Here is a 5,276-nt window from a genome sequence, read left to right on the forward strand (position 1 = left end):
TCGAGCGCGCGCGCAATGCGCTGCGCGCGGCCGGGCGCGAAAGCATCAGGGGTAGCGGCAGACTTGACCAAGGTGTCCACATCCAGGAAAGCGGTTCAAAGGGGTGTGGGCAGGGGCCACCGGCGGCACAGCCGTCGGGCAGCGACGGGGCGGGCGGCGGGCGTGCAACAAAACAGGCCCCGCCAGGGGCCCGTGTCGTTTCCGTTCGACCCAACGCGCGGGGCGGGCCCGCTTCGAACGGCGGCGTGCATACCGGGTCGTACCCGGTTATCACGAAGACGCTAAAGAAAGATGACAGCGTCAGTCTACCGATGTTCCGCGAAACGTTAAAAATTTTAAAGGGGGTCAGCTCATTCGTTTCGCAGTGCGGTAAATCGGGTTAAATCAGCATTTATTACGACAAATTCAATCAGTCCGGCAATTTGTGCGCGCGGATGCGCAGCGCGGTGGACATGCGCACGGTGTCGAAGCCGGCATCGAGCATGGCTTCGGCGTCGTTCCACAGGTTGCCGCGCAGCCGGTTGGTCCAGATCATCGACGCGAACACGCCTTCGAGCAGCGACACGAGATAGACGGCGGCCAGGTGCACGTCGAGATCGGCGGCGACTTCGCCGGCCGCGATCGCGCGGCGCAGCAGCGCCTTCGTGATCCGCAGCATCTGCAACTCGAGCAGCATGCGGCGCCGCTGCAACTCGCCGTTTTCCTCGCTCTGCTCGCACTTCGTATAGAGGATCACGAGCACGCGCTGCATCGGGCCCGGCTCGCCGCATTCCTGCAGATAGTGCGACGCGGCGCGCCGCAGCGTGGCGAGCGGGGGCAGTCCTTCGCCCGCGTCGAAGCCCTCCGACGTGCGCGCGAACGCGCGGTCGCACATCGCGAGACACACTTCCATCTTGTTGCGGTAATGGCCGTAGACGGCGCCCCGAGACATCCCGGCGGCCTCGGCGAGATCCGCCATCGCGGTTTGCGCCACGCCTTTCTCGAGCAGCACAAGTTCGGCGGCGTCGAGGATCCGGTGCTTGATGGCGAGCGATTCTTCGCGGGTCTTGCGGGCCATGTCCTGAAATTCCTTACAGTTCGCTGTCGTTTTATTGAGACAGTGTGACGGTCAGATTGAAGTGGCGTGTATTTAATCAGTCGTGACTGATTATAATCGGCCACCCTGAGCCGCCGCATTTTATCGGTGGCGAACGATCCGAGGTCACACATGAATAACAATCGCTCCCTGTTGCGCCACCGACTGGCACCGTTCGCGCTGGCGGCCGTGCTGGCCCTGGCCGGATGTGGAAAGGGCGACAAGGACGCCGCGCCGGAGGCCGCGAAACAGGCAACGGTCGTGACGGTGCGCCCGACGGCCGTGCCGATGACCGTCGAATTGCCGGGCCGGCTCGATGCTTACCGGCAGGCGGAAGTCCGCGCGCGGGTCGCGGGCATCGTGACCGCGCGCACCTACGAGGAAGGCCAGGAAGTGAAGCAGGGCGCGGTGCTGTTCCGCATCGACCCCGCACCACTGAAGGCCGCGCGCGACGCCGCGCAGGGTGCGCTCGCGAAGGCGCAGGCCGCCGCACTCGCGGCGAGCGACAAGCGTCGCCGTTACGACGATCTCGTGCGCGATCGCGCGGTGAGCGAGCGCGACCATACCGAGGCCGTTGCCGACGACACGCAGGCGAAGGCCGACGTCGCGTCCGCGAAGGCGGAACTCGCGCGGGCACAGTTGCAGCTCGACTATGCGACCGTCACCGCGCCGATCGCGGGCCGCGCACGGCGCGCGCTCGTGACCGAAGGCGCGCTGGTCGGCCAGAACGAGGCGACGCCGCTCACGACCGTCGAGCAGCTCGATCCGATTTACGTGAACTTCTCGCAGCCGGCCGCCGACGTCGATGCGCTGCGCCGCGCGGTGAAGAGCGGGCGTGCGACGGGCATCGCGCAGCACGACATCGCGGTGACGCTGCTGCGCGCCGACGGCACCGCCTATCCGCTGAAGGGCAAGCTGCTGTTCAGCGATCTCGCGGTCGACCCGACCACCGACACCGTCGCGATGCGCGCACTGTTCCCGAATCCGGAGCGCGAGCTGTTGCCGGGTGCCTATGTGCGAATCGCGCTGGACACGGCGGTCGACCAGCGGGCGATCCTCGTGCCACGCGATGCGCTGCTGCGCACGGCCGACCGCACGTCGGTGCGGGTCGTCGGCACGAACGGCAAGGTCAAGGACGTCGAGGTCGCAGCCGACCAGATGAGCGGCCATGACTGGCGCATCACGCGCGGCCTCGCGGGCGGCGAGCGCGTGATCGTCGACAACGCCGCGCAGTTCGGGCCCGATACGGCCGTCAAGCCCGTCGAGCAGGCGCCGCCGTCGAAGGCAGCGCCGGCAGCGGCTGCTTCGCAGGCGGCCGCCCGTCAAACCTGACTGGTTAACACCACACCACCATGGCACGTTTCTTCATCGATCGCCCCGTCTTCGCGTGGGTGATCGCAATCTTCATCATGCTGGGCGGCGCATTCGCGATCCGCGCGCTGCCCGTTGCGCAGTACCCGGACATCGCGCCGCCCGTCGTCAGCATCTATGCGACGTACCCGGGCGCGTCCGCGCAGGTCGTCGAGGAGTCGGTGACCGCGCTGATCGAGCGCGAAATGAACGGTGCGCCGGGGCTGATGTATACGTCGGCCACCAGCAGCGCCGGGATGGCGTCGCTGTACCTGACGTTCAAGCAGGGCGTGAACGCCGATCTCGCGGCCGTCGAAGTGCAGAACCGGCTGAAGACGGTCGAGGCGCGATTGCCCGAACCCGTGCGGCGCGACGGCATCCAGGTCGAGAAGGCCGCCGACAACATCCAGCTCGTGGTGTCGCTGACGTCCGACGACGGGCGGATGACCGCCGTGCAGCTCGGCGAATATGCGTCGGCGAACGTCGTGCAGGCGCTGCGTCGCGTCGAGGGTGTCGGCAAGGTGCAGTTCTGGGGCGCCGAATATGCGATGCGGATCTGGCCCGACCCGGTGAAGATAGCCGGGCAAGGCCTCACCGCGTCGGACATCGCGTCGGCGGTGCGCGCGCACAACGCGCGCGTGACGATCGGCGACATCGGCCGTACCGCGGTGCCGGCCAGCGCGCCGATCGCGGCGACCGTGTTCGCCGATGCGCCGCTGAAGACGCCGGCCGACTTCGGCGCGATCGCGCTGCGCACGCAGGCCGATGGCTCCGCGCTGTTCCTGCGCGATGTCGCGCGCATCGAGTTCGGCGGCAACGACTACAACTACCCGTCGTACGTGAACGGCAAGGTCGCGACCGGGATGGGCATCAAGCTCGCGCCGGGCTCGAACGCGGTCTCCACCGAGAAGCGCGTGCGCGCGACGATGGACGAGCTGTCCGCGTATTTCCCGCCGGGCGTGAAGTACCAGATCCCGTTCGAGACGTCGTCGTTCGTGCGCGTGTCGATGAACAAGGTCGTCACGACGCTGATCGAGGCCGGCGTGCTCGTGTTCCTCGTGATGTTCCTGTTCATGCAGAACCTGCGCGCGACGCTGATCCCGACGCTCGTCGTGCCGGTCGCGCTCGCGGGCACGTTCGGCGTGATGTATGCGGCAGGCTTCTCGATCAACGTGCTGACGATGTTCGGGATGGTGCTCGCGATCGGCATTCTCGTCGACGATGCGATCGTCGTGGTCGAGAACGTCGAGCGGCTGATGGTCGAGGAGGGGCTGGGGCCTTACGACGCGACCGTCAAGGCGATGAAGCAGATCAGCGGCGCGATCATAGGGATCACCGTGGTGCTGACGTCGGTGTTCCTGCCGATGGCGTTCTTCGGCGGCGCGGTGGGCAACATCTACCGGCAGTTCGCGCTGTCGCTCGCGGTGTCGATCGGCTTCTCGGCCTTCCTCGCGCTGTCGCTGACGCCCGCACTGTGCGCGACGCTGCTCAAGCCCGTGTCTGGCGACCATCACGAGAAGCGCGGCTTCTTCGGCTGGTTCAACCGCTTCGTCGCGCGCTCGACTGAGCGCTATGCGACGCGCGTCGGCAAGATGCTGAAGAAGCCGGTGCGCTGGCTCGTCGTATACGGTGCGCTGACCGGTGCTGCGGGGTTGATGCTCACGCAACTGCCGACCGCGTTCCTGCCGGACGAGGACCAGGGCAACTTCATGGTGATGGTGATCCGGCCGCAGGGCACGCCGCTCGCGGAAACGATGCAGAGCGTGCGGGAAGTCGAGTCGACCATCCGTCGCGACGAGCCGACCGCGTTCACGTATGCGCTCGGCGGCTTCAACCTGTACGGCGAAGGGCCGAACGGCGGGATGATCTTCGTCACGCTGAAGAACTGGAAGGAGCGCAAGAGCGAAGAAGCGCACGTGCAGGCGATCGTCGCGCGTATCAACGAGCGCTTCGCGAGCACGCCGAACACGACGGTGTTCGCGATGAACTCGCCGGCGCTGCCTGATCTCGGCTCGACGAGCGGCTTCGACTTCCGGCTGCAGAACCGCGGCGGGCTCGACTACGCGACGTTCAGCGCCGCGCGCGAGAAGTTGCTGGAGACGGGCCGCAAGGATCCGGCGCTGACCGACTTGATGTTCGCCGGCACGCAGGACGCGCCGCAACTGAAGCTCGACATCGATCGCGCGAAGGCGTCCGCGCTCGGCGTGTCGATGGACGAGATCAACACGACGCTCGCGGTGATGTTCGGCTCCGACTATATCGGCGACTTCATGCACGGCACGCAGGTGCGGCGCGTGATCGTGCAGGCCGACGGGCTGCACCGGCTCGATCCGGACGACGTGAAGAAGCTGCGCGTGCGCAACACGCGCGGCGAGATGGTGCCGCTCGCGGCGTTCACCACGCTGCACTGGACGCTCGGGCCGCCGCAGCTCACGCGCTACAACGGCTTTCCGTCGTTCACGATCAACGGCTCGGCCGCGGAAGGCCACAGCAGCGGCGAGGCGATGACCGCGATCGAGCGGCTCGCCGGGAAACTGCCGGCCGGCACGGGCTTCTCGTGGTCGGGGCAGTCGTTCGAGGAGCGGCTGTCGGGTGCGCAGGCGCCGATGCTGTTCGCGCTGTCGGTGCTCGTCGTGTTCCTCGCGCTCGCGGCGCTCTACGAGAGCTGGTCGATTCCGTTCGCGGTGATGCTGGTCGTGCCGCTCGGCGTGATCGGCGCGGTGCTCGGCGTCACGCTGCGGATGATGCCGAACGACATCTACTTCAAGGTGGGGCTGATCGCGACGATCGGGTTGTCCGCGAAGAACGCGATCCTGATCGTCGAAGTCGCGAAGGACCTGGTCGCGCAGCG

4 protein-coding genes are annotated in these 5,276 nt (G+C 67.0%); 3 read left to right on the forward strand and 1 reads right to left on the reverse strand.

What is annotated here, in order from left to right:
* The coding region (locus G3N99_RS33765; protein WP_206124535.1) for a hypothetical protein at positions 1-383 on the forward strand (383 nt) is incomplete at its 5' end.
* Between the two features lie 26 nt (positions 384-409).
* Here the strand turns inward: G3N99_RS33765 and G3N99_RS33770 are convergent.
* Positions 410-1,057, reverse strand: coding sequence for a TetR family transcriptional regulator (locus tag G3N99_RS33770; RefSeq protein WP_174934216.1), 648 nt, complete (start codon positions 1,055-1,057; stop codon positions 410-412).
* A gap of 150 nt (positions 1,058-1,207) precedes the next feature.
* Between G3N99_RS33770 and G3N99_RS33775 the strand changes: the two genes are divergently transcribed.
* Positions 1,208-2,407 carry a MexX/AxyX family multidrug efflux RND transporter periplasmic adaptor subunit gene (locus G3N99_RS33775; protein ID WP_206124536.1) on the forward strand — a complete coding sequence of 400 codons (1,200 nt, stop codon included), beginning with the start codon at positions 1,208-1,210 and terminating at the stop codon, positions 2,405-2,407.
* Positions 2,408-2,427: 20 nt separating this feature from the next.
* Positions 2,428-5,276: multidrug efflux RND transporter permease subunit (locus G3N99_RS33780; protein ID WP_206124537.1), on the forward strand; the 2,849-nt coding region annotated here is incomplete at its 3' end.

Origin of the sequence: Burkholderia sp. Ac-20392 (genome assembly GCF_017104585.1) — a bacterium.
Taxonomy (GTDB): domain Bacteria; phylum Pseudomonadota; class Gammaproteobacteria; order Burkholderiales; family Burkholderiaceae; genus Burkholderia; species Burkholderia lata.